This is a genomic window from Laspinema palackyanum D2c (genome assembly GCF_025370875.1).
GTDB lineage: Bacteria > Cyanobacteriota > Cyanobacteriia > Cyanobacteriales > Laspinemataceae > Laspinema > Laspinema palackyanum.
Window position 1 is genome coordinate 84,210 of record NZ_JAMXFD010000002.1, and the last position, 23,589, is coordinate 107,798.

At 47.4% G+C, this 23,589-nt stretch carries 21 protein-coding genes and 1 pseudogene; 6 read left to right on the forward strand and 16 right to left on the reverse strand.

Going from position 1 to position 23,589, the window contains the following annotated elements:
- Nucleotides 1-116: 116 nt before the first annotated feature.
- Nucleotides 117-1,343 (reverse strand): type IV pilus twitching motility protein PilT, encoded by a 1,227-nt coding sequence (locus tag NG795_RS03170; protein ID WP_367287219.1) that lies wholly within the window; start codon nt 1,341-1,343, stop codon nt 117-119.
- 443 nt (nt 1,344-1,786) lie between these two features.
- Nucleotides 1,787-2,509, reverse strand: a complete 723-nt coding sequence (locus tag NG795_RS03175) for a hypothetical protein (protein ID WP_367287220.1) — start codon at nt 2,507-2,509, stop codon at nt 1,787-1,789.
- A 72-nt stretch (nt 2,510-2,581) separates the two neighbouring features.
- Here NG795_RS03175 and NG795_RS03180 point away from each other — a divergent pair, with 72 nt between their 5' ends.
- Nucleotides 2,582-2,818: a hypothetical protein gene (locus NG795_RS03180; RefSeq protein ID WP_367287221.1), complete on the forward strand. Its 237-nt coding sequence runs from the start codon at nt 2,582-2,584 to the stop codon at nt 2,816-2,818.
- Nucleotides 2,819-2,983: 165 nt separating this feature from the next.
- Here NG795_RS03180 and NG795_RS03185 read toward each other — a convergent pair whose 3' ends face one another.
- Complete coding sequence (locus NG795_RS03185) at nt 2,984-3,511, reverse strand: hypothetical protein (RefSeq protein ID WP_367287222.1); 528 nt, start codon at nt 3,509-3,511, stop codon at nt 2,984-2,986.
- Nucleotides 3,512-3,642: 131 nt separating this feature from the next.
- Here NG795_RS03185 and NG795_RS03190 point away from each other — a divergent pair, with 131 nt between their 5' ends.
- Nucleotides 3,643-4,071 carry a hypothetical protein gene (locus NG795_RS03190; protein WP_367287223.1) on the forward strand — a complete coding sequence of 143 codons (429 nt, stop codon included), beginning with the start codon at nt 3,643-3,645 and terminating at the stop codon, nt 4,069-4,071.
- Nucleotides 4,072-4,251: 180 nt separating this feature from the next.
- Here the strand turns inward: NG795_RS03190 and NG795_RS03195 are convergent, their stop codons facing one another.
- The 7 genes from NG795_RS03195 to NG795_RS03225 all read right to left on the reverse strand — a co-directional run bounded on the left by NG795_RS03195 (nt 4,252) and on the right by NG795_RS03225 (nt 13,729).
- Nucleotides 4,252-5,274 (reverse strand): NAD(P)-dependent alcohol dehydrogenase, encoded by a 1,023-nt coding sequence (locus tag NG795_RS03195; RefSeq protein ID WP_367287224.1) that lies wholly within the window; start codon nt 5,272-5,274, stop codon nt 4,252-4,254.
- Nucleotides 5,275-5,758: 484 nt separating this feature from the next.
- Nucleotides 5,759-6,787, reverse strand: coding sequence for an alpha/beta hydrolase (locus tag NG795_RS03200; RefSeq protein ID WP_367287225.1), 1,029 nt, complete (start codon nt 6,785-6,787; stop codon nt 5,759-5,761).
- Nucleotides 6,788-6,883: 96 nt separating this feature from the next.
- A complete protein-coding gene (gene argB, locus NG795_RS03205; RefSeq protein ID WP_367287226.1) occupies nt 6,884-7,780 on the reverse strand; it encodes an acetylglutamate kinase in 897 nt (298 codons plus the stop codon).
- 115 nt (nt 7,781-7,895) lie between these two features.
- Nucleotides 7,896-8,444 (reverse strand): shikimate kinase, encoded by a 549-nt coding sequence (locus NG795_RS03210; RefSeq protein WP_367287227.1) that lies wholly within the window; start codon nt 8,442-8,444, stop codon nt 7,896-7,898.
- A gap of 70 nt (nt 8,445-8,514) precedes the next feature.
- Nucleotides 8,515-9,960, reverse strand: a complete 1,446-nt coding sequence (locus NG795_RS03215; RefSeq protein WP_367287228.1) for a hypothetical protein — start codon at nt 9,958-9,960, stop codon at nt 8,515-8,517.
- Nucleotides 9,961-9,964: 4 nt separating this feature from the next.
- A complete protein-coding gene (locus NG795_RS03220) occupies nt 9,965-10,297 on the reverse strand; it encodes a hypothetical protein (RefSeq protein WP_367287229.1) in 333 nt (110 codons plus the stop codon).
- A 108-nt stretch (nt 10,298-10,405) separates the two neighbouring features.
- Nucleotides 10,406-13,729, reverse strand: coding sequence for a CHAT domain-containing protein (locus NG795_RS03225; RefSeq protein ID WP_367287230.1), 3,324 nt, complete (start codon nt 13,727-13,729; stop codon nt 10,406-10,408).
- 100 nt (nt 13,730-13,829) lie between these two features.
- Here NG795_RS03225 and NG795_RS03230 point away from each other — a divergent pair, with 100 nt between their 5' ends.
- Nucleotides 13,830-14,051, forward strand: a complete 222-nt coding sequence (locus NG795_RS03230; protein ID WP_367287231.1) for a DUF6883 domain-containing protein — start codon at nt 13,830-13,832, stop codon at nt 14,049-14,051.
- 129 nt (nt 14,052-14,180) lie between these two features.
- Complete coding sequence (locus NG795_RS03235) at nt 14,181-14,438, forward strand: DUF4926 domain-containing protein (RefSeq protein ID WP_367287232.1); 258 nt, start codon at nt 14,181-14,183, stop codon at nt 14,436-14,438.
- Here the strand turns inward: NG795_RS03235 and NG795_RS03240 are convergent.
- Nucleotides 14,433-14,780: pseudogene (locus NG795_RS03240) on the reverse strand (type II toxin-antitoxin system PemK/MazF family toxin). The gene NG795_RS03235 and the pseudogene NG795_RS03240 overlap by 6 nt on opposite strands.
- A 5-nt stretch (nt 14,781-14,785) precedes the next feature.
- Nucleotides 14,786-14,947: a hypothetical protein gene (locus NG795_RS03245; protein ID WP_367287233.1), complete on the reverse strand. Its 162-nt coding sequence runs from the start codon at nt 14,945-14,947 to the stop codon at nt 14,786-14,788.
- 81 nt (nt 14,948-15,028) lie between these two features.
- Between NG795_RS03245 and NG795_RS03250 the strand changes: the two genes are divergently transcribed.
- Nucleotides 15,029-15,190, forward strand: a complete 162-nt coding sequence (locus tag NG795_RS03250; protein ID WP_367287234.1) for a hypothetical protein — start codon at nt 15,029-15,031, stop codon at nt 15,188-15,190.
- 123 nt (nt 15,191-15,313) lie between these two features.
- Here NG795_RS03250 and NG795_RS03255 read toward each other — a convergent pair whose 3' ends face one another.
- From NG795_RS03255 to NG795_RS03265, 3 genes are all read right to left on the reverse strand, one after another.
- The gene (locus NG795_RS03255; RefSeq protein ID WP_367287235.1) at nt 15,314-15,787 is read right to left on the reverse strand and encodes a Uma2 family endonuclease; all 474 of its coding nucleotides are present in this window, start codon (nt 15,785-15,787) and stop codon (nt 15,314-15,316) included.
- 116 nt (nt 15,788-15,903) lie between these two features.
- Nucleotides 15,904-18,528, reverse strand: coding sequence for an ATP-dependent chaperone ClpB (gene clpB, locus NG795_RS03260; RefSeq protein ID WP_367287236.1), 2,625 nt, complete (start codon nt 18,526-18,528; stop codon nt 15,904-15,906).
- Nucleotides 18,529-18,718: 190 nt separating this feature from the next.
- Nucleotides 18,719-19,351, reverse strand: coding sequence for a hypothetical protein (locus NG795_RS03265; RefSeq protein WP_367287237.1), 633 nt, complete (start codon nt 19,349-19,351; stop codon nt 18,719-18,721).
- Nucleotides 19,352-19,526: 175 nt separating this feature from the next.
- Here NG795_RS03265 and NG795_RS03270 point away from each other — a divergent pair, with 175 nt between their 5' ends.
- Complete coding sequence (locus NG795_RS03270) at nt 19,527-20,429, forward strand: WD40 repeat domain-containing protein (RefSeq protein ID WP_367287238.1); 903 nt, start codon at nt 19,527-19,529, stop codon at nt 20,427-20,429.
- Nucleotides 20,430-20,893: 464 nt separating this feature from the next.
- Here the strand turns inward: NG795_RS03270 and NG795_RS03275 are convergent, their stop codons facing one another.
- Nucleotides 20,894-23,380, reverse strand: coding sequence for an ATP-dependent Clp protease ATP-binding subunit (locus tag NG795_RS03275; protein WP_367287239.1), 2,487 nt, complete (start codon nt 23,378-23,380; stop codon nt 20,894-20,896).
- Nucleotides 23,381-23,589: the final 209 nt, after the last annotated feature.

Below are 23,589 nucleotides of genomic sequence, written 5' to 3' on the forward strand. Positions count from 1 at the left end.
AAGCCTGCCGCTATACAAACAAAGCCCGCCTACGCGGGCTATTTTATTGGATATAATAACTTCAGTCGTTCTCTTCGTTTGTAGTAACGACTTCAGTCGTTTCCCCCTCCAAAGAATCAAGCAAAATCCCGAGGCGATCGCGAGGCATCAAATCCCCCAGTCCGAATCAAGCGATCCAATTCACCAGGATCCGGAGAGTGCATCTCCGCGACTTCGATCGCCACGCGACCTTCCATGACTTTGCGATACAAGTCTTGGTTCATCACCTGCATTCCCTCATAAGTATCCGAATGCATTAAGGCAAACGCCCCATCCTCATCTCCTTTATACAAGTAATCCTGCATGGTGGTGGTATTGATTAACACATCATTAATCGTCGTCCGTCCTCCATCAGTGGTGGGAAGCAACAGTTGGGCGATTACGGCATACAACGTTTCCACAATCTGAATTCGCAGGGCGACTTGTTCTTCGGGATTGAACATATTTAAGAGGCGGTTGATGGCGCTGATAGCTGTGCGAGTATGGAGGGTTCCGAGGACCAAGTGGCCGGTTTGGGCGGCTTGGAGGGCGATATTGATCGTCAGGCGATCGCGCATTTCCCCAATCAGAATCACATCCGGGTCTTCCCGCAGGGCCGATCGCAAGCTGGAGTGGAAGTCATCGGTATGCAGTCCCACTTCCCGTTGCGAGATCAGGCAACTTTTTGAGGCATGGACATATTCAATCGGGTCCTCAATGGAAATAACGTGCTTAAAGCTGCTTTCGTTTAAACAGCGAATCATCGCCGCCATTGTCGTAGATTTTCCCGAACCCGTCGGACCCGTTACCAACACCAACCCTTGGGAATGGGAAATCACTTTTTTCAGGACTTCAGGTAAGCGTAGTTCGTCGAGGGAGGGAACATGGAGGTCAATCAAACGCAGAACCATCGCGCCACCCATCAGGGTTTCAAAGCAATTCACCCGACAGCGAATAAAGCCGGGGTAGAAGATTGCGGTATCCAGTTCTTTGGTTTTGGCAAATTGGGACCGCTGGGACGGGGTGAGAATTTCGTTCAGATAATCGTTAAACTTTTCCGGGGTCAGACGGTCTTGTTCGGGGGCTTCGCGCATTTGTCCCCGGATTCGGAATCGCGGGACCTCGCCGACGCGAATGTGAATATCCGAGGCTTTGCAACTATGAGCTTGTTCAACCAGGGCTTTGATATAATGGGTTGGAGTCGGTGGCGGTTGCGCGGCTTTGCGACTGGCGATAATACCCGAGGGAGGTGGCGGTGGTGGTGGCAGCACTCTTGGCGCTGCGCTAGATTTCTGGCGTTTTATAGAGCTATTTGTGATGGACATTTTTTTTCTCCTAAAATTGGCGATCGCCCCTGAGTTTTCCTAAAAATGAGTAAAAATACGGTTGGCCGGTGTAAATATCGGGTAGGCCGGTCAATTTTTTGATGTATTTACTCAATATTGTAGAAAATTTTTTGAGACTTGGCGGACTCAGTTTAGGGGTTTCTAATTTTGATAAACGTCTCCCCTGGCTGGGGATAATATTGCATAAAGTGGGATGAATCGCATCTATCAAAAGTAGGGACTAAACTGGGCAAAATAGGTCAGAACTCGGGGAAGAAATGAGGTCCAAATTAGAGAGTCAGCGGACCCCCTAGCCCGGTCCTTGTGCCTACTGGGTTGAGTTAAGGCATGGGTTGATTTTCAAAGCAGGTGTTCCGAAGGTTTGAGTGAGGATAGGTCACCATTCAGGGCCAGTTCAGTCTCCCCCAATCGGCTTCCGGGAGTTAGAAAACCGGCACATCGCGCTCGTCAGCGTGAGGGGGTTGATAGATATACTCCCGGTCAAACTGTAAATCTTTCGCTAATTCTCCTAGAGTTTCTATCTTTTCCAGTTTGAAGACTTCAAAGATATAATCTAAAAGTTTATCCTCACCTAGATTGGTTTTGGTATAATAATAACTGCCTGTGACATCCCGGGTAATCAGTTTTTCCTGAATTAATTTATCCCGAATGGGTTTGATATAGCGATAAAATATCATCACTTGAATGGCGTAGCGCCCCTGAATTTCAAAGAATCGCTGTTGTTCAATAAAGCTCATGGCGAAGAGGATTTTCATCACTTCTATGCCAATTATAAAATTCAAAAGATGAGTTAAATATTCGGTAGTTAGATTCTCGGGAATAGTTCCGGTAAGCAAATAATACCGATAATAATATTCGGCGATTCTTTTGGATTCTCCGGTTTCATCAACGCCAAAATACTGGAGGACCGTATGGATACGGTCATAGAGATAATTTTGAGTTTTTTCCGCCAAACTGACTAATTCAGATTGGATTAAATCATTTAATGCCTGATGTTGCTGTTCGGGAGAAATACAAGCAAATAAGGTTAAAGAATTTAATAAATAGCGGCGGGTACTCGGAGCTTTGGTGCGAAATTCTTCTAAGAAAGAATGGGGAATAACGTGACCTTTATCGAAGCGTTTATGTCTAAATTCTTGAGTCATAGAATAAATCCTTGACGGCAGCGCTCATGGGTGGATAAAGGGGATGAAAGAGCCAGCATTGGGGGTTTCTCCTTGGCGATACGCCTAGGCAGGATTTCACTCAACAGCACCGGGGGACTTCCACCGGGTGCCACACCGGGCAGGAGAAGGGGGAATGCCTCTGGGAAACCCCGGACCCTGGACATTGGAGCCACATCACGACAGGGTGCCAATGGGGAGGGATCGCGAAAGCGGATTGAATCAGCAGGAATCGGAGAAACCGCGATCGCCACCGTGGGTTTACCCCGCTCTAGCTTGATTCAGGATTGAGGATCTGGCGTCTGTGCCGAGGGGTCGCGGGTTATGCGGAACTCGGGTATGCCGTTAACCGAAGAATACAACGCACATATCCTGATCTTACCTTATTTTGGGACAGTTTGAAGGGGTTGGAGAAGGAGGGAGTAGCTCGTTTGGAACGACGCACCACCCCAACATTTAGCTGAACCATAGCAATCCCGCCACCAGTAAACCGATCGCCACCATTGCCACCCACACAAATCCATTATCTTGGGTATTGATTTGGGAGAGGTCCTCAAACGGCAGTTCCGATTCCGACGCTTGACGTTTTGGCTTTTTTGCTGTTGCCGTCATGCTGACTTGAGCGACTTTTGAGGTTCCCTCATCCAGGGTACTCATATCAGGAATGGAAACGAGCCATTCTGGACGGGATTTAAGTTCTGGCGCTTCTAAAATATAGATTAAGCGTTTGGCTTGTTTGCGGGTTTCGATGCTAGGATGGCGGACAAGAGTTTGGCATAAGGCGATCGCCTCGGAGGATTGCCCTGCTGCCTGGTAAGCGGTGACCAACCACATCAGGCATTCTCCCCCTACTCGGGAATTGCGATCGACTAACTGACTTGCTTTTGCTAAGAATTGCACCGCTTCTCGATACTGGCCGCGCTCAAATGCGTCTTTGCCAGTCTGGTACTCGATTTTAAATTGCTCTAAGGGTTCTCTACTCACGATTTTTCTATAAAATGTCACCGTTGATTGTTGATTTAGCCAATCTACTGAATCATTTTAGCGTCACTTCGCGTCACCGAACCTGGTACTGGATTTGATGAATTTGGTTTATCCCCTTTTGAGGCAAAACAATGTTTGAGAAATTTCGTTTGTTTAGACCGTCTCATCCCGTCGCGATCGCCTTGACACCGATGGCGATCGCCGCTGGCATCTTTCAGTTTAGCACTCCAGCAGCTCAGGCCAATGTATCCATCGTGATTGACCGGGGAATTTCCATTCAAATGGGACAACCGCGCAATGTCCATTATGGTCAACCGGGAGTCTATCCAGGTCAATATAATCCCTATTATCCTCCGAATTATTATCCCCAATATTATCCCCAACGCGGACAAGCGACGATTCGCAATTCTACCTTGATTAATCCGACAATTATTGATTCGCGCATCGAAAATTCCACCCTAATTAATCCGGTGATTATTGATTCTCAACACCCTCACCGGATACTTGTTCAACCCCCTCGGACGAATCGGGTGCGAGGCGTGCTTCCCGGTTCTTTGTAAAAGACTTAGTGGGTCCCTCAAGACTTCACCCTCTTTCTTTCCCACCTCTAAATGCTCCTCTCCCCTCCCAGGGGAGAGAGCTATCTATCCGGAATGAATATCTTGCAAGAGAGTCCAGAAACCTATTTACCCTAGAGTCCAAGGGACAAAGGACAATTGACCAATGACCCATTACCACCCTTATTCAGATAACAAGACAATCCGATAACGAGCTTGATTTGCTGCCACCTTATCCATCGCCTCATTAATCTGGCTTAAAGGCATGGTTTCAATCATCGGTTTAATTTGATTAATCGCCGCGAAGTCTAACATTTCCTCCATAAAACGGCGACCCCCCACGATGCTACCGACTAAAGATTTTTGGCCCAAAATTAACGGAATCAAGGGGACATTTAGAGTGGAAACGGGGAGGCCGACAAAACACAACACTCCATTGTTGCCTAATAAGCTAAACGCTAAATTCCAGTCTGTTTCGGCGGAAATGGTACAGATTACTAAATCCAAAGTCCCTTCTACCGCTTTCATTTCTTCAGCGGTCCCCCACTTTTGATAGTGATGGGCACCAAACTCTTGAGCTTGGTCTGCTTTATCTGCCGAGGTAGAAAAGGCGGTGACTTCCGCCCCCATTGCCCGGGCAAATTTAATCGCGAGATGTCCGAGTCCGCCAATTCCCATGACTCCAACTTTCGTGCCCGGGTGTTTGATATAGGTGCGTAAGGGAGTGTACACGGTAATTCCCGCACATAGTAGCGGTGCAGCACTGGCCGAGTCTAAGGCATCGGGAATTTTGTAAGTAAATGAGGCGTTCACGCGCAGGCGATCGGCAAATCCGCCATGATTACCGACTATTAGACCTGTATAGCCTTGGCGACAAATATTTTCTTCCCCTTGCAAGCAGTGGTCACAAGTTCGGCAAGAGTTACGGATCCAGCCCACTCCGACGCGAGCGCCTTTCTGGAGATGGGTGACTTTTTCTCCCACTTCCGTGACAATTCCCACGACTTCATGTCCGGCGACGAGGGGAAATTGACTCACTCCCCAGTCATTATCCCGCATATGAAGATCCGTATGGCACAGGCCATTATGAGTGACGCGAATTTCTATGTCATCAACTTGCAAGGGCGCGGGTTGATATGAGTAAGGTTGGAGCTTTTCCCTGGCTTGTAACGCTGCGTAAGCTTTGAACTTTGTAGCTTCGATCATAATACTTTTCCCAAATGGTGGTCAACCATATACATTTTAAATTTTATCCCCCGTATTATCCTTTCGCCAAAAATTTAATCAAAAATTAAGAAAGCTTTATACTATCAGTAAACTTTCTCAAGAAACAACTTCTTAAGAGAAGATAAAACAATCTAAATATATAACTGTGAGCAAGCATTTTTCTCACTCCAAGGGGTCCAGAATTTTATAAAATTTTTCTTTAGACAGGGAACCGATTATCCAGCCTGAACTCATCGCCTTTTTAGTCTCAGACTAACCCTAAGCGAATCAATTCCCATGCGAAAAACCCGGCCTCTGGAACAGGCCGGGTTTCTTTGATAACCCTAGTGTGTCGGTCCAGTATTAGATCAGCTAGGACAAGAAACCTGGTTTTTGTACTTAATCTGTTGCTAATCAACAACATTTTGGTTAAGAAACCGGGTTTGTCTTCCCTCTACTGTACCGACGCCCTACGGACTTAAAATTAAGCTCGACGCAACCAGGGATTTCGTTCCATCACGAGAGAACGCTTATCCAGCAAGGTCATGAAAATTGGCAGTTCTGCCGCAGCGCGATCGCCTACATTCAGAGTCCGAACTGCCGCATCAAATGTCTCCCCTCGGGTCATCCGTTCGGCAATATCCCCAATTTCATCCCAGGTTAACTTGCTGTCAATATAGGCTTTTGCCATCGCAATTAACATGGATTCGTGAGGATTTCCCTCCCCTTGAGTCATCATCGTGTGAGGAATATCCAAAACCCGGTCAAAAATATGATACCAACTCCGAGGTGCAAAGCGGGAAACCGACTCAAACAACGTGCGATGTTCCCGATGACCCACCGCGCGATCGCTCTCACTCGAAATAATAAACATCGGTGCAGAGGCTTCTCGTTTGGCCCGATTCAGTACCTCTCCCCCCATCAACAACACCGTTTTCAGTGCGGGCACTGCAAACCCATCGTACCCATATCGCCGCTGTCCCGGTCTCGGCGCACCCCAATCACAATAATCCGGAGTCAGCTTTCGCACAAACAAATCCAAAACCCGACTACTACTGCTCAAATAGGGTGCAAATAACAAACAACCGGCAATATCCGCAGCGCGTTCCAAGGCCAACCAGGCCGCTACCGTACCCCCGCCGGATAACCCGCCGATGTAGACCTCTTCTCCCAACTCTTGAGCGCGATCGAGCCATTCCAGGGCAAACTCTTGATACGCTGCTGCCGTAGTCGGTAATGGCGCAGGATTCTGGCGACTCCAATTCCCCCCGTGACCATGACCGGGCATTAAGGGGACTAAAACATTGTAACCCGCCTTAAAAAAAGCCTCTCCCATCGGCACAAACTGCCAGGGTGCAGCGGTAAATCCATGAAAGAACAGCAGCACTTTTTTGGTTCGGCGAGGATGGAGAAAAAAGCGCGATCGGCAGTGTTCATTCAGCAGAGGCAGCGCATCTTCACGGCTTTTGGCATTGCAAACAAAGTCGGCGATCGAACCACAGTAATTCAACATTTAAACACCCGGTGCAGTCAGAAGGATCAAGGATATATAGCTATTTCATCCTTCTGACTCGGCAATCCTGATATAATGAAAAATCGCTGGTGAAATTTACCGCTGATATCCCGAAGCGACAATCATCGAACCAATTCCCGTATCGGTCAAAATTTCCAGTAACAGGGAGTGATTAATCCGACCATCAATAATGTGAGCCGCTTTTACTCCTTGAGCCAAACTTCTTACACAACAGGTCACCTTGGGAATCATCCCCCCGGAAACCACCCCGGTTTTCATCAGTTCCCGCGCTTGTTGAATATCCAGTTGCGGCAGCAGAGTAGAAGGGTCCTTGGGATCTTGTAAAATTCCGGCAGTGTCCGTCATTAAGATTAATTTTTCCGCACCCAAAGCCGCAGCCAGTTCTCCGGCGATCGTATCCGCATTAATATTATACGATTGACCCGCATCATCCGCCGCCACACTGGAGACAACGGGGATATAGCCAGATTTGACTAAGGCTTCTAAAATTTTGGTATTCACCGAACTCACTTCCCCGACAAAACCAATGCCTTCATCCCCTTGAGGACGTGCGGTGATTAAATTCCCATCCTTCCCGCACAACCCGACAGCCGAACCCCCCGCTTGACTAATCAAGGCGACAATTTCCTTGTTGACCCGGCCTACTAAGACCATTTCCACCACATCCATTGTCGGCGCATCGGTGACCCGTAGACCATTTTTAAATTGGGGTTCAATGCCGAGTTTGTCCAACCAGCTATTGATTTCCGGACCGCCACCGTGGACCAGGACAGGCCGGACCCCTACACAGGCCAAAAACACCAAATCCCGCATCACTTGGTCTTTAAGGGTGCTGTCTTTCATAGCCGCACCCCCATATTTGACCACAATGGTACGTCCGGCAAATTGCTGGATATAGGGGAGGGCTTCACTAAGCACCTTCACCCGCATTGCTTCAGTTTCTTGTTGGCTGAGTTCTTTCTCGGTCACCATAGGTATTCCCTGAAAATAGGACACTCCTAGCTTATGGCAATTTTTCAACCCTGAGAATCATCGAAAAAATTTGGGTTGAAGGGAATCGAGGGATTGGCGTGGGGAAGGGGAGGATTTAGTTCTGATTAACACGGTGTTTGAGGATTTTGGAAATTTCGCTTAAAACTCCCGTAGCGATTTGTTCTGGGGTATCTTCAGGACCGACAATCACGCGCACATCGGCCTGGGAGTACAGGGATTGACGTTGGTCAAGGAGTGATCGCAGTTTACCCATTGGGTCAGGGTCTCTTAACAATGGCCGGGTGGTATCCCCTTCCAAGCGCTGATAAAGTTGCTCCACGGGGACATCTAACCACACCACCACCCCATGTTGCAGATAACTCCAGTTTTGCCGGTTCAGGATAATCCCTCCCCCCGTCGCCACAACCAGACGGGTATAGGCGCACAATTCGCTCAATACCTTGGTTTCCAGTTCCCGAAAAGCCGCCTCTCCACTTTCGGCGAAAATCTCCGGGATGGATTGACCCGCCACCTGTTCAATCAGGCGATCGGTATCAAAATAACGATACTCCAATTGGGGGGCCAGAATTTGGGCAATGGTGGTTTTTCCAGACCCCATCATCCCGATGAGATAGAGGTTGCATCCTTTAAGAAACTGATTCACGATAATTGGTTAAGGCAGGGCGAGGTTATTCTTACCATTGTTGGGGGTCGCAAATCAAGGGGAGAGAGAGTTATCCTCGTTTTTCTGCAAATGATTGTATTCCTCGTCGAATCAACCACACAAGTAATCCCAATAAAACCCCGATCGCAATGCTAATCCCCAGGACTTTGGTAAAAGGATGGAGGGGTTTATTGAAATCCGGAATCCATTGAATGGTCATCTCCCCAGTCTCACTTCCAGCAGTGAGATAGCCAGAACTAGAGGCGGCAATCCCAGCACCGGCTAATCCGGCACTGATGACATAAATCAGGGTTTCTAAGTGGCGATCGCGCTGTTTCTCCTGTTCCAACCGCAGGCGATCGCTTTTCGCTTGGTCGATTTCAACAATCCCTCGAATCGAGGCGATCGCCTGGTCCATCAACTCCGTCCCATGTTCAAAATAGCCTAAATCTGCCTTAATTTGCCTCCGGAAGTGCGGTGCGGTATTTTCCCCGAAGTGCTTCAGAAATGATAGTTCTTCCTTATCGATTCCTAGTTTAGCACAAATCTCGTCAATTGTCTCCAAATAGTTGTAAAGATTTATCTCGATTGTATTGGCAAAATCCTCCATTTTTCGCAGCAGACGAGTGTATTGCAGGGAGTCTCGGGCGAAGCCTTTTAACTGAGATTTGAAACTATCCAGATCCTGGTCACTCGTCAAGGCATCCGTGGAATCGAGTTTCTTTTGGAGATCATCCAGCTTCTGCTCAATTTGGCCATAGTCTGTATCTAATTTTGCATAAACCACCCGGCTATCATGAAATGCCTTAACAATTTTGGTACGATAAAGGAGTAAAGCGATGAGTTCCTGCTGGCAATTATCATATTGATTGTCGGCTGTTTTGGAATAAAACAGCCAAATGAGAAGCGGGGGATGAAGGGAAAGGCTAGGTTTACCATACTCAAAAATAGGGCTATCGAATAACTCCCCAGCGCGATAGAATGGCGGGGCAGCTTTACCCAGCAGGGATTGACCGCATTGATCGGCAATGTTTCGGAGAAATTTAACATCCTTTGGCTTGGTTTTGGTAGTTAACCAAGCCGTAATCAGGAGAGTTTGTCCTAAAAGTTGATCAGAGTTAGGCAGAGTTAAAACATCATTGGGATTGAATTTACTCAGCACTTGCACTGGGACAGTCTCAGCCGTATCATCCTCGTCAGAATAGCCGACATTTAACCAAAGCACATAACTATCTTGGAGTTGTTGCGGTTGAGCAAACCCTTCAATCTGCGGAGATTTTTCCGGGAGAAAATGAAGGGAAACATCAGTCAGCAAATCCGATCGGTTACTGGTTCCATTCTCCGGAAAAACAAGGTTGGGAATCAGAGTTTTCTCGGTAAAATGATGCAGAATATTATCCCCATATTGCCAGAGGGGATTGATTTTTCCTTCTGCGTCTTCTCGGAGAGAATAGGCGAATACATAGAGATTTGGGGCAAAAAGGCGATCGCCTGCCTCAGTTGGTTTAGGATCCATTCGATTAAGTCTCCCTGGAAGAATCTTTTCTATCTCGTTCCCGCAAAACTTGAGACAATTTCGGAAAGCGATTATCCAAAACCTTCTCCGATTGTGCCGATTCACTAGGTTTCGGCTTCGGTTTTCTGCTTGCACCAATAATTGCCTCGGCCAACCCTGAATAGGCTTCGCATAATTCCTCAATTTTCGTAGCGATCGCCGGATTAGAGAGATCTTCCAACTCCCCCATTTCAGCATTGAGAGACTCTAGCCCTGCCATTGCCCCAGTTGCCTCAAACACCTCCGGTTGATTATCCCAAACATTCAGAAAGTCAGCAATCAGTTTTTCTGGTTTCATAGTTTCTTCTCCATTCGCTATTGCCCAAGTACCTGCCGTAGGAACAAGGCCCCGCACTATCCTTACCCCTAGTCTTGGGGATAAAGATTTTCATCTTCTAACCTAATTCTACTGTCCAACGGCGCAAAAAGCAGCCCAATAATAGGGAGACTCAAACCGTTTGACATCGAGTTTCGTCTTGTATCCTAATCGTAAGTAATAGCACATTTCCTCCCGCCGTTCCCCCCCAATCAACGGACAACCCACAATCCACTCCAACAACTGCGCCACGGTAACTTGCTGCATCCACTCCTGAGTTTGCTTCACCGCCAATGCCACCGGGGGCTGATTTTCGCCCAGGAGGGTTTCGTAAAAGTGAATCATAAAAATCGCCGTGGATAAATCATTCACCGCCCATAATGTCCCGAGCACATTGCGCGAACCGGCAAAGAAAAATCCGGCGAGAATGCTGATATATTCATCGCTAGTGGTGCGAATATCCGTGATACCCGTTTCGCAGGCAGAGAGGGCGACGAGACGACATTGCCGGAAGCGCAGGTTAAAGATTTCTGGCAGAGTCAGGCATTCGCTAGGATTAAACTCACCGCGTTGAGAACGAATCCGGGGAACACCTTCCTCTGTCGCCGTGGTTTCGGAGAGTTTGGCATCAGCGAGAATCAGTCCCGAATTGCGGGGATTGGCAAAGTCAAAAGAACCATGACAGGCGAAGTGGACGAAAGCGGCATCTTTTAACAGGGTTGCCGCTTGGTTAAACCCAGTTTTGCTGGCAGCGTCTCCTTTTAGGACAGTGACTGCGTTAAAACCCGTTTGAATTGCCTCGACTTCGATATTCGTATAGTCTAAATCTGCCGTTGGGTTTTGTATCGCAAATAAAGATTTCTCTTCTCCCCCCTTTCCTAACGGGGTACTCTCTTGTGATAAAGATAACTGCAAAATCTGACTACTGGGGACATAGCGAATCCCTTGGGGAAATTTATCGCTGAGATATTCTGTCTGGGAAACGGGCAAAGCATGGAGGGGAAATAAATGCAGAAAGCGATAGGGAACTAAGACTAACTCCTGACAGTGGGAAGGAATACGAGAGAGCAGTTTATCCAGTTCCAAAATCTCCGCCAACCGCTGCAAGTATGAGGGTAACTGCTGCCGCCACTGGCTTTTATCTGTATTATAATAAGCGATTACATACTCACTCGTCAACTGTACCAACCCCTCCCAGGCATCCGGCTCGGTAGAGACCAGGATAGGTTCCCCCTGACGAGTGACGATAAAGGCATGGATACCTTTGTTCGTAAAATACCACTCTACAATCGCCCGGTTATCATCCACGAGTGCTTGAATTTCTCGGTAGGGCATGGGTTGCACTTGTTGCCCCAATCGGAATTTCGGGTTATGGGGGGTAATTTCCTCCTCGACTAAAGTATCGATTTCTTGGTGTAATTTCTTGCTTTGTTGAATTATTTCAGTCTTTGAAAGTGTGGAGAATGTGCTATTATCCGACTGCTGCTGGAGGTTCCACAATTCTTGGGATAAAGCATCGTAGCGTTCCCACACTTCTGAGGAAACCCCTGGCGGTTTGAGGCGGGTAGCTGCCATCAATTCCAGTAAGTTTCTCGCCTTGCTGCGTTCCGCATATTCCAAAGCAGCCGAGTAATTCTCCAATTCTAGACAGACTTCAACCATGTTGCCATAGAGTTTCTGCCATTCTTCCGCTAATTTCTGCTTGTCTGCCTCACCCCCAATAATTATGCCACTGCGAATTTCTTCTACGGTATCAATGGCAGCAACAAACGTCTTGTAGGCATTCTGTACTTGAGAACTGTCGCGATAGGCAAGTCCTAAATTAAATAAGGTTTCGGCATGGTTTTGCGGGAATGATTCCTGGGTATAAACTTGTAAAGCGGCTTGGAAAGAGGCAATGGCCAATTCCAGATTCTGCCTCCGTTCTCCTTGGATGAGGTTACGGTAGGTATTCCCCAGATTATTTTGGGTCATTGCCCAATCTTGGGGAAAGGCATCCCGGGTAAAAATTTGTAAAGCGTCTTGGTAACAGGCGATGGCCAATTCCAGATTCTGCCGCTTTTCCCCTTCGATGCGGTTATTGTAGGTATTCCCCAGATTATTTAGGCTCATCATTACCCAATCTTCGGGAAAGGCATCTCGTCGGGTTCTAACTTGTAAAGCGTCTTGGTAACAAGCAATGGCCAATTCCAGATTCTGCCGCTTTTCCCCTTCGATCCGGTCACCGTAGGCAGTCCCCAGATTATTTTGGGTCCCTGCCCATTTTTCGGGAAAGGCATCCTGAGTATAAACTCGTAAAGCGTCTTGGTAACAAGTAATGGCCAATTCCAGATTCTGCCGCTTTTCCCCTTGGATGCGGTTAAGGTAGGCATTCCCCAGATTATTTTGAGTCTCTGCCCATTTTTCAAGAAAGGTGTTAGGGGTTCTTACTTGTAAAGCTGCTTTGAAATATGAGATCGCCAATTCCAGATTCTGCCCCCGTTCCCCTTGGATGCGGTTATTGTAGGCAGTCCCCAGATTATTTTGGGTCCCTGCCCATTTTTCGGGAAAGGCATCCTGAGTATAAACTCGTAAAGCGTCTTGGTAACAAGTAATGGCCAATTCCAGATTCTGCCGCTTTTCCCCTTGGATGCGGTTAAGGTAGGCATTCCCCAGATTATTTTGAGTCTCTGCCCATTTTTCAAGAAAGGTGTTAGGGGTAAAAACTTCTAAAGCGGCTTGGTAACAGTTGAACGCCAGTTCCAGATTCTGCCTCGGTTCTCGTTGGATGCAGTTAAGGTAGACATTACCCAGATTATTTTGGAGACTAGCCCACCTTTCCGGGGCTTGTTCTCGGGTAAAAACCGTTAAACTAATTTCATAGCCGACTACTGCGATTTCCTGATTATTAATCGGATTTCCTAATGGAAATTCTTGAATTAAAGTGGCGAAGTCGCCAATATCTGCCGCAATACTAGCAGCTTGATTTTCCTCGATTTGATTGAGGGTTTTACTGGCCCAATTGTTCAAAATTTGTATCAGGTTCACATCCAATTTATCCAGGTTCTGTTGTAGCAAGGGATACACCACTGAGGGACTGCTTTGACTATCTTGAATTGCTTGCAATATCTGCATTAAAAAGTTGAAATAGTCTTCCGCTGTAGCATGACCTTGGGTTTCCCTGGATTCACCCCCACCGCCAGAGGGTTGTTGGTCGAGAAAGGCCACCACCTGTTGCGCCACATCTCGCAGAAACTGCGCCTGATTCTCTTCCCCTTCCTGCTGCAACTGTTGTGCCCGCAGTTGACACGCCTGCATAAATCCTTCATCTACTAACTCGATCGCCTGGTTGAGGATTTGGTCTTCCTCGCCATTGGGACAGGTGAGCAGTTGTTGAATCAGGTTGCGATAGGCTTGGATGCGTCGTTCGTTCATGGCAGGGGATACAGGAGGGGGATGGTTGTTATTATAACCCAACCTAAGTGACTGGGTTTTGAGATAAACTTTAAGGGAACTGGTTGAATCTTCTCACCTGATGCTGATTCCATACTCGGAGAACGCAGTGGTAGATATCCGTAAACTCCGGGACTGCTGCCTTAACCTAGAACATAATGATGGCAAGCACAAGGCGCGGCTGTTTTTGTCTATTCTGGGGATGAGTGCCGATGATGCAGAAGCCTTACGCCAAATTTTGCTAGAGGTTGTTAAAAGTCAAGAAGCACAACTCGGCAGACTCGATGACTTTGGTCAACGTTAGACTCTTGATTTTACAATGGAATGGCAGGAGAAAAAGGCAACCCTTCGCAGGGTTTGGATTATCGAGGCGGGTTCCAATATCCCTAAGTTAACGACTTGTTACCCATTATCCTAGTTGGAGGCAAAATTGATGAAACCTAAACCCATTAAATTATTAGATATCGTCGCGCTGACTGTGGATATTCCTGAATACAATTTATGGCAAGGGCAAGTGGGGACCGTGGTAGAAGTTTTGGCAAAGGGTGCGGCGTTTGAAGTGGAATTTACGGACTCTCGCACAGGTCAAACTTATGAATCGGTTGGTTTACGTCCAGAGCAACTCATGGTGTTACATTTTGACCCATTATCTCCAGATGCCAATGCTGTGATGCTGCCTTCCCTATTATAACCCCAAACAATAGCGCACTGCTTCTTCAATTTCTAGCATTTTTTCAGAAGATAAGCGGCCTGCTGCTTGGTCTGGAAATCGGGTTTGGTCGAGAGAACGAATTTGAAAACACAGAAATACTGTTTCTAGGGGAAGTCCACTGTCTTCGGGTAAGACTCTGACATTGGTTGGGAAATCTCGGCGAATATTTTCGCCTTTTATTCCCACAACTACTGTCACCACTAGGGGCAGTTAATTCAACGCATTGATGGATAAAACTAAGACGGGTCGTTTTCCCGCCTGTTCTTTCCCATGAATGGGGTTGAGATTGACAAAATAAATTTCTCCTCGTTGAATTGCCATCAAGTTTATAACCCATCAAGTTCGGCAATGGCAAATTCTTTATCGATAACTACAATTTCTGCTTGAAATTCTGGGTTTTGGGCCATTTTTTGCAGTTGAAATTTTAAAATTTGGCTGTCATTAAATTGGCTGGAATCTTGGGTTATATTTTTAATTTGATGAGCCAATTTATCTAAAAGCCACTGTTGTTCGGAAAGAGATAATTTGTGAATATCGCGAACAATTTCTAATAATTTAGATGAAAAATCATGTGCTATTCTCCCAGTTATAATCTTCTATTTTATCCGGGTTTATGGCTGGATATCAAGGCCCGATCGCCTTTACCAATGGGCAGAATAGAGGGCAGTGCTGTCTCCCTACGGGTTGGCGATCGCACTGTTAATGATTATTTTATGTCTTATGGAGAATAACGCCTGAAGGCGTTACTACGAACGGGGAGAGAAGAATTAGGATAGGATTTGATTAACGGTGATGGTGATGTCAGGAAAGGTTTGTAGGGAGAGGGTGTCTCCGGGATAGAATTGACTGATGATTTAATATCCGGTGGCGGTGGGTTGGCGGTAGACTTCTAGGCAGTTTTCGGGGAGGTTGACTAACCAAACTTCGGGGATGTTATGTTCGGCATAGAGGGGGATTTTGATGGTACGATCGCCTTCTAAGGTGGTGTCGGCAACTTCGACTAATAGGAAGATATCCGCCGGTTGCGGATGTTGAGTGGCATAGAAATCATCCCGGGGTTGCAGCAAGGTTACATCGGGTTGCGGTTGAGAATTGTTGCCTAATTGGATGGGGTTTTGCGGCCATGCGATCGCTCGATTTCCCAGGCGATTCATGAAGAGGTTTATCAGGCGAGCAACACAAGCGGCATGACGAGTTCCAATGGGTGACATTTCGATGATTTCTCCTCGGATTAATTCAACGCGATCGCTTTCTTTCAAAACCCCCATTTCTGCCATTTTACTATAATCATCAACGGTAAATTTATGCGAAACTAACTTCACACTCATCTCACCTATCCCTCCTAAATTCTTCCCTAAAATTATTCTCCCTAGTCGGTTTCAACCGACTTGAACGATTAGGCGGGGGTTTAAACCCCCGCCGGACCCCGCCGATTATCCAGACCCTACAAATCCGATTGAACTAACAAGTCAGACGGCAACCGCTTAAACGCTAAACGCTCATTTTCTACATCTACGAAAATCGTATCTCCATTGGTGAAATCACCCCGTAAGATAGATTTAGCAATTTGGGTTTCTAACTCGCGTTGGATGGAACGCTTCAGTGGACGTGCGCCATAAACTGGGTCATATCCCACTTCCGCTAAGAAACTAATCGCACTATCGGACAATTTCAACGACATCTTGCGATCGCGTAGGCGTTCCATGACTCGTTCGACTTGCAACTGCACAATCTGCCGGAGTTGCTCTTTCTTCAGCGAATGGAAGATAATCATCTCATCAATTCGGTTCAGGAATTCCGGACGGAAATTACTCCGCATCGCATCCATGACCCGACCCCGCATTTCTTCGTATTGTTCATCTTCCCCAGAGACATCTAAGATAAATTGTGACCCGACATTACTGGTCATAATTATCACTGAGTTCTTGAAGTCTACGGTATGTCCTTGTGCATCCGTCACTCGACCATCATCGAGAATTTGTAGCATGATATTGAAGACATCCGGATGCGCTTTTTCGATTTCATCGAATAGAATCACCGAGTAAGGACGACGGCGAACTGCTTCGGAAAGTTGTCCCCCTTCTTCATATCCCACATATCCTGGAGGCGCACCAACTAACCGGGAAACGGCGTGTTTCTCCATGTATTCCGACATATCAATTCGCACCATTGATTCTTCGGTGTCGAACAGATAGGCGGCGAGTGCTTTGGCGAGTTCAGTTTTACCCACCCCTGTGGGTCCGAGGAAGATAAAGCTGGCAACGGGGCGATTTGGGTCGGATAATCCGGCGCGCGATCGCTGAATGGCATCAGCAACGGCGGTGACTGCTTCCTCTTGTCCGATGACGCGCTTGTGCAATTCATCTTCAAGGTGCAGCAGTTTTTGCATCTCCGATTCTACTAATTTACTAATCGGAATTCCGGTCCATTTAGAGATAATTTCCGCAATATCCGCTTCAGTTACTTCTTCTCGGAGTAAGGTTTGACCGCTGGTTTGGGTTGCTGCTAAATTGGATTCCGCCTCTTGGAGTTGCTTTTGCAATTGGTTGAGATTGCCATATTTCAATTCGGCGGCGCGGTTGAGGTCGTAGTTGCGTTCTGCTTGTTGAATTTCGATGTTGACCCGATCAATTTCTTCTTTAATACTCTGAATTTTAGCAATGACATCTTTTTCAGACTGCCATTGAGCATTTAGAGTATGTTGTTGTTCTTTGAGGTTGCCGAGTTCTTTCTCTAACCGTTCCAATCGGTCCTGAGAGGCAATATCACTTTCGTTTCGTAAAGACAATCGTTCCATTTCTAACTGGAGGATTTTGCGGTCGATTTCGTCCAGTTCTTCGGGTTTGGAGGTAATCTCCATTTTCAGTTTTGCTGCTGCTTCATCTACGAGGTCGATCGCCTTATCGGGAAGGAAGCGATCGCTGATATATCGGTTCGATAAAGTTGCTGCTGCAACTAAGGCACTATCGGAGATTTTTACCCCATGATGCACTTCATAGCGTTCTTTGAGTCCGCGCAAAATGGAAATACTATCGGCAACACTGGGTTGATCGATATACACTTGCTGGAAACGGCGTTCTAATGCCGCATCTTTTTCGATATATTTGCGATATTCATCCAGAGTTGTGGCCCCGATACAACGGAGTTCGCCCCGTGCTAACATAGGTTTGAGCAAGTTCCCGGCATCCATTGCGCCCTGGGTGGCACCGGCCCCGACGACGGTATGAATTTCATCGATGAATAGGATAATATTGCCACCGGATTCGGTGACTTCTTTGAGGACTGCTTTCAGGCGTTCTTCAAATTCCCCGCGATATTTAGCCCCAGCAATTAATGACCCCATATCGAGGGTAATCAATTGCCGGTCTTTCAAGGATTGAGGAACATCTCCGGCGATAATCCGTTGGGCGAGTCCTTCGGCGATCGCAGTTTTACCGACTCCCGGTTCCCCAATTAACACCGGATTATTCTTTGTGCGCCGCGATAAAATTTGGATCGTCCGGCGAATTTCGTCATCTCGACCGATTACGGGGTCGAGTTTACCTTCTCGCGCCGCTTGAGTGAGGTCGCGTCCATATTTTTCTAGGGATTGATATTTGCCTTCGGGATTTTGATCGGTCACTTTTTGACTGCCTCTAACTTGGGAGATGGTTTCTTTGAGTTTTTGTTCGGTGAGTTTTAAGTCTTGGAACAGTCCTTTACCAAAGCGGTCATCTTTGGCGAATCCAAGTAATAAATGTTCGACGGAAATATATTCATCGGCATATTCTTTCCGATAGGCATCGGCGCGATCGAGGAGGGTATCCACACTCCGTCCAAGATAGACGGAACTGGTGCCACTCACTTTGGGTTGGCGATTGATAAATTGTTCCGTGCGATCGCGCATTTGTTGGATATTGACTCCCGCTTTATTCAGAATGCTACTGGAGAGTCCTTCTTGTTCGAGTAACGCCTTCATCAGGATTTCGCTTTCGATTTGCTGATGCTGCGCTTGTTTGGCAAGGTCCGGGGTCTGGGCGATCGCCGCCCACGCTTTTTCTGTAAACTGATTCGGATTATTGGGTTGCATACTATTTTTCCCTATTATTGTCACATTTTTATTCTAATTAAGCCCTGCCCAGAGTAGAGATCGGGATTCCCGAATCAGGGGAGGTGGGGAGGTTGGGGGAGGTGGGGAGGATTGGAGTTTGTAGTAACGACTTCAGTCGTTTCTTCCCCGTCCCCCGTTTGTAGTAACGACTTCAGTCGTTCCTTCCGCTTCAACCATCCCCGTTTCCCTGGAGAACCAGTTGCAACCAATGGGGATAGGCAAAGGATGCCGCCGGGGTTAAGGGAAATTCCGGGGGATAGGAGGCGCTAAGGACCGTTACGGTTGCTTTGAGGGTGTCAATCAGGGTGTCTGGGGGGCCATACGCTTCTAATGCAAGACTCCACCAGGGTTGATCGGCGATCGCCAGTTGAGTCAGTTCTAAACTGCACCCTTGGGAAATGGGGCGATCGCCACCGATGGGTTCAATCGTGGCATCTTGGACATGATAGAACCGTTGCGATCGCCGTTTGCGGACCCTCACCCAGGTTCCCTTTGCTTCCGCATCCGGTGGCATTGTGGCAGTCAACTCCTCACAAGCGCACTTTTGCCAAGTTTCCAGATTCCCCGATAAGCAATCTCCAAACTGGACCTCCCCCCATTCTGCTTGCCGCCATTTGATTTCTAGGCGTTCTTGTCGCCATTTAATATTAAGATAATCACAGTGTGGAGTGAACAGATATAAATCATCTCGCGTTTCTGGGGTGACTGGCCCTTGTTGAGGACATTCACTCTCAAACCAATGGGCGATTGCCTCCGGTGGAGAACCCGGATAAAACCAGCGCAGTTCACTTGTTAACCCCATATAACCTCCCCAATCCGATATCGTTATTATAGACAATTCAGGGTCTTTTCTGATGAATTTAGAAAACCGTTCCTCTCCGGTGCAGGATAGTGAAACCTTAACCCTTTATAATCATAGATATCCCGGAAATTCTTCCTTTTAAATTCTGCTGACTCCAAAACGGTCTGACTGTGGTATGTTTTTTTCTCCAACTCTTTCTAGTGCGATCGCCGCTGCCTGTGCCGATACAACGGTCAGACTCTGGCAACTTGATGGCAGTGTTGATACGATTCTCAATGGTCATAGTGACAGCGTTTTGAGTGTGGCATTCAGTCCTGATGGGAAACTCATCGCCACCGCCAGTGCGGATAAAACGGTTAAACTCTGGCGGCGAGATGGAACCTTTTTAACCACCCTGAAAGGACATAGTGCGGAAGTGTTTGGGGTTGATTTTAATCCAAAAGGGAATCGCATTGCCACCGCCAGTGCGGATAAAACGGTAAAATTTTGGAAACGAGATGGCACATTGATTTCATCGATTAAGCGACAATCTTCGGGATTTTTTGATATTAATTTTATGCCTAAAGGAAAGTTAGTAGCATCAGGTTTGGCCGATGGTACGGTTAAGTTATGGCAGTTTAATGGAATTTGTTTAAGAACCTTAGAAGGTCATGAAGATAGTGTTTACAGCGTTAATTTTAGTGCCGGTGGGAATCAATTAGTTTCCGGCAGTGGCGATGGTACGGTCAAATTGTGGGTGAGAGATATTACCTGGGGTCGTCATGGAACGGTTCGCACCTTAACGGGTCATCAAAATGCGGTATTAGATGTTTGTTTTAGTCCCGATGGCGAGTTAATTGCTTCAGCAAGTGCGGATAAAACCGTAAAAATTTGGCGCAGTGTAGATGGCGCTTTGTTGGTGACGTTACGGGACCATCAAAATATTGTTTATAGTGTAAGTTTTAGTCCGAATGGGAAGATTTTAGCCTCTGCTAGTGAAGATAATACGGTGCGCTTTTGGAATTTGCGGAGTCAGGTGAGTAAAACGTTTAAGCAATATCCCGGTTCGGTTTATCGGATTAAATTTAGTCCGCGATAAGCGATAACCGGCGGGGTTTAAACTTGATCGCGATAACCGGCGAGGCGAGGGTTTAAACCCCCGCCTAATAGCTAAAGTCGGTTAAAACCGACTTTATGAATTGGATGGTTTAGATTAAATTGGGCGATTTTATGATAATTTTAAACGGGATAAATTAATCCATTTTTAACTTAATTTAGCTGATTTTACAGGGTAGTTAATCTGGCATATAAACCGTTCCTCCATCAGTCGGATTTATCCGACTTTAGCTATTAGCAGGGGGTTTAAACCCCCTGCGGTTGTTGCGGTGAGGTTTGAACGATTGGCGGGCGGTTGTTGCAGTTAAAGAGTGTAAGCTGCTGGGTTTGTCTCAGTTACTGTTCCCGGCCTTCTGCCCTACCGCATTGTATCAGAAAAGGCGGAGGATTTCTCCCCCGCCTTGTGATGATTTAGAGGGAACTTATCCCCCTATCAATTTCTATTGCTTATCGAGTGCTAGGAGACACCAACGATCGCCCTTCTACACGATGTACCACCACTTCCCCTGCTTCATCCAGGTCAATGATTGCCGAATCCCCTTCATCGAGGTTGCCGGTTAACATCGCTTCGGCGAGATGATCTTCCAACAGGCGCATAATGGCGCGGCGTAATGGTCGTGCACCATAGCTGGGATTATACCCTTCTTCAACGACTCGTTCTTTGAAGCGATCGCTGATTTCCAGGCTAATCTGTTTCTCAACCAGGCGTTTTAATAAGTCGCGCAGCAGGATTTCAGCAATCTCTGTGACTTCATTCTTGGTCAACTGATGGAAGACAATAATCTCATCCAAACGGTTGAGAAACTCGGGACGGAAGTAATTCTTCAGTTCTTCATTCACCAAGCTGCGAATGCGGTCATAGTGAGCTTCGGCGCGGTTGTCGGCAAACTCAAATCCGAGTCCACCGCCACCTTTTTCAATGACCCGAGACCCGATATTTGAGGTCATAATCAGCAGGGTATTCTTGAAGTCTACCACCCGACCTTTAGCATCCGTCAGCCGTCCATCTTCCAGGACTTGCAGCAACATATTAAAGACATCGGGATGTGCCTTCTCGATTTCGTCGAATAGAATCACCGTATAGGGACGACGGCGCACTGCTTCGGTGAGTTGTCCCCCTTCGTCATACCCGACGAATCCCGGAGGGGAACCAATCAGTTTGGAGACGGTATGACGTTCCATGTATTCGGACATATCCAGGCGAATCATGGCGTCTTCTGACCCGAAGAAGTAGGCAGCTAAGGCTTTTGTCAGTTCCGTTTTACCGACGCCGGTAGGACCGGAGAAGATAAAGCTGGCGATCGGACGGTTGGGATTTTTTAAGCCAACCCGTGCACGACGAATGGCACGAGAAACTGCTTTCACCGCTTCTTCTTGACCGATTAACCGTTGATGCAGGGTTTCTTCCATTAGCATCAGTTTCTCGGACTCGGATTCGGTGAGTTTGCTGACTGGAACGCTCGTCCAGAAGGCGACAATTTGGGCGATATCTTCCCCGGTAACGACCAGGTTTTTGGTATTTTGGACTTCCGCGTGCTCGTTTTTGATGCGTTGATCCAGTTCTTCGTCTAGGGTTAATTCGCGATCGCGCAATTTGGAGGCTTTCTCAAACTCCTGAGCACGGACTGCCGCTTCTTTTTCTAACGTCACTTCCGTGAGTTGTTTTTTCAGTTCTCGCAGTACCGATGGAGTTTTGCCATTGCGCAAGCGCACTCGGGAACCGGCTTCATCAATCAAATCGATCGCCTTATCCGGTAAGAAGCGATCGGTAATATATCGTTCCGATAACTCCGCAGCAGCAACCAACGCTTCATCAGAAATCGTCAATTTGTGATGTTCTTCATAACGAACTCGGACACCCTGCAAAATCTCAATTGTTTCTTGGATTGTGGGTTCGCCAATGATGACAGGTTGGAAGCGCCGTTCTAACGCTGCATCCCGTTCGATATGTTTGCGATACTCATCTAAGGTTGTCGCACCAATACACTGGAACTCACCCCGCGCCAAGGCGGGTTTGAGCAGATTCGCTGCATCCATCCCACCTTCCACGGAACCTGCACCAACAAGGGTATGGATTTCATCAATCACCAGGATGATATTCCCCGCTTGACGCACTTCTTCCATAATCATTTTGATGCGTTCCTCAAAATCTCCCCGGAAGCGGGTCCCGGCCAAGATTGACCCCATATCCAGGGTAAACACTCGTTTATCTTTGAGGGTTTCAGGAACGTCTTGGTTGGCGATGCGTTGTGCCAATCCTTCCGCCAGCGCGGTTTTACCCACCCCGGGTTCCCCGACTAAGACGGGGTTATTTTTGGTGCGACGTCCCAAAATTTGGATAATCCGCTCAATTTCTTTTGTCCGTCCCACCACGGGATCCAGAGTCCCTTCCATCGCTTTTTCGGTGAGGTTGACCCCAAATTCGCTGAGTTGCAGGGCTTTTTGGGACCCAGGACCCCGACCCCGTTCGCCACCAAAGACGGCACCGGCGGGTGCGGGATTTTCCCCGACTCGTTTAATGACTTCTGCACGAACTCGTTCCAGGCTGACGCCAAGGTTTTCCAGGATTTTAAAAGCCACCCCTTCTCGGCTTTGGGTTAAGGCAAGCAGGAGGTGTTCTGTGGCGATGTATTGTTGTCCCAGTTGGCTGGCTTCGCGCAGGGACATTTCTAAAATGCTTTTACCGCGAGGGGTGAAGGGGATTTCCACGGGGACGAAGCCGCTGCCTCTACCAATGATTTTTTCGACTTCAACCCGCGCTTTATTCAGGGTGACGCCTTCGGATTTGAGGACCTGCGCGGCAATGCCAGTTCCTTCGGCTATTAATCCTAAGAGTAACTGCTCGGTGCCAACGAAGTTATGACCGAGGCGGCGAGCTTCCTGCTGCGCCAGCATAATTGCTTTTATGGACTTTTCTGTGAAATACTCAAACATGAGAATTTTTCCTGACTGTAAAGTTTTATGTAGTTCTGTCTTCTAAGGTATCTCAATTGGGGTACTTCGGGAGTGCAGACATCCGTATTCTCTCAGGAGTAGTAGCCGTCTGAGGGCCGATCGGCTCACCTCGGAGGGAGCATCGGTGGAGGGTTGATGGGGATGACGGTTCCTGAAAAAGGCAGGAGAGGCTCCTAGGGCTAGGTTTA

Excerpts from the sequence above, each read along its gene's own strand:
- NG795_RS03170 (WP_367287219.1), bottom strand. The coding sequence starts at position 1,343 with ATGTCCATCACAAATAGCTCTATAAAACGCCAGAAATCTAGCGCAGCG.
- NG795_RS03175 (WP_367287220.1), bottom strand. The coding sequence starts at position 2,509 with ATGACTCAAGAATTTAGACATAAACGCTTCGATAAAGGTCACGTTATT.
- NG795_RS03190 (WP_367287223.1), top strand. The coding sequence starts at position 3,643 with ATGTTTGAGAAATTTCGTTTGTTTAGACCGTCTCATCCCGTCGCGATC.
- NG795_RS03195 (WP_367287224.1), bottom strand. The coding sequence starts at position 5,274 with ATGATCGAAGCTACAAAGTTCAAAGCTTACGCAGCGTTACAAGCCAGG.
- NG795_RS03200 (WP_367287225.1), bottom strand. The coding sequence starts at position 6,787 with ATGTTGAATTACTGTGGTTCGATCGCCGACTTTGTTTGCAATGCCAAA.
- argB (WP_367287226.1), bottom strand. The coding sequence starts at position 7,780 with ATGGTGACCGAGAAAGAACTCAGCCAACAAGAAACTGAAGCAATGCGG.
- NG795_RS03215 (WP_367287228.1), bottom strand. The coding sequence starts at position 9,960 with ATGGATCCTAAACCAACTGAGGCAGGCGATCGCCTTTTTGCCCCAAAT.
- NG795_RS03220 (WP_367287229.1), bottom strand. The coding sequence starts at position 10,297 with ATGAAACCAGAAAAACTGATTGCTGACTTTCTGAATGTTTGGGATAAT.
- NG795_RS03225 (WP_367287230.1), bottom strand. The coding sequence starts at position 13,729 with ATGAACGAACGACGCATCCAAGCCTATCGCAACCTGATTCAACAACTG.
- NG795_RS03230 (WP_367287231.1), top strand. The coding sequence starts at position 13,830 with ATGCTGATTCCATACTCGGAGAACGCAGTGGTAGATATCCGTAAACTC.
- NG795_RS03235 (WP_367287232.1), top strand. The coding sequence starts at position 14,181 with ATGAAACCTAAACCCATTAAATTATTAGATATCGTCGCGCTGACTGTG.
- NG795_RS03250 (WP_367287234.1), top strand. The coding sequence starts at position 15,029 with ATGTGCTATTCTCCCAGTTATAATCTTCTATTTTATCCGGGTTTATGG.
- NG795_RS03255 (WP_367287235.1), bottom strand. The coding sequence starts at position 15,787 with ATGAGTGTGAAGTTAGTTTCGCATAAATTTACCGTTGATGATTATAGT.
- clpB (WP_367287236.1), bottom strand. The coding sequence starts at position 18,528 with ATGCAACCCAATAATCCGAATCAGTTTACAGAAAAAGCGTGGGCGGCG.
- NG795_RS03265 (WP_367287237.1), bottom strand. The coding sequence starts at position 19,351 with ATGGGGTTAACAAGTGAACTGCGCTGGTTTTATCCGGGTTCTCCACCG.
- NG795_RS03270 (WP_367287238.1), top strand. The coding sequence starts at position 19,527 with ATGTTTTTTTCTCCAACTCTTTCTAGTGCGATCGCCGCTGCCTGTGCC.
- NG795_RS03275 (WP_367287239.1), bottom strand. The coding sequence starts at position 23,380 with ATGTTTGAGTATTTCACAGAAAAGTCCATAAAAGCAATTATGCTGGCG.